The following is a 433-nucleotide window of genomic DNA, read 5'->3' on the forward strand; positions in this document are numbered from 1 at the left end:
CGAGGACCGGGGCGAGCCCCTGGTGGATGCCGACCGACCGCATCGATTCACCGATCGCCTCCGCCATCTCGCCCACCAGGCCGGGGTCGAAGGTGGCGCCCCAGGCGAGCGGCGTCGGGAAGACGGTGGCCTGCCAGGCGGTGAAGCCGGTGAGGCACTCCTCGTGGGCCACCGCCGGTATGCCGAAGCGGTTGGCGGCCGCGATACGGCGCTGGAGCGCGGCGAGGCGGGCCGCGCCCTCGGCGACGAGGTGTCCGAGGAGGTCGACCTCGATGCGCTTCTCCCGTACGGGCTCGGCCAGTTGACCCGGCCCTTCGGTACGGCCCCGGTCGAACCCGCCGAGGGCGCGGCCCGCCTCGCCGCGCTCCAGCGCCGTATCGCGGCCGCCAACCGCTTCGGCATACCGGCGGTGGCCCACGAGGAGTGCCTCACC

General features: G+C 74.8%; 1 protein-coding gene. It reads right to left on the bottom strand.

Annotated elements, in window-relative coordinates; genetic code table 11:
- A partial coding sequence (locus J0695_RS44800; protein ID WP_277990107.1) for a glycoside hydrolase family 3 N-terminal domain-containing protein occupies positions 1–370 on the bottom strand: 370 nt, incomplete at its 3' end.
- Positions 371–433: the final 63 nt, after the last annotated feature.

The organism is Streptomyces beijiangensis, assembly GCF_017315755.1.
GTDB lineage: Bacteria > Actinomycetota > Actinomycetes > Streptomycetales > Streptomycetaceae > Streptomyces > Streptomyces beijiangensis.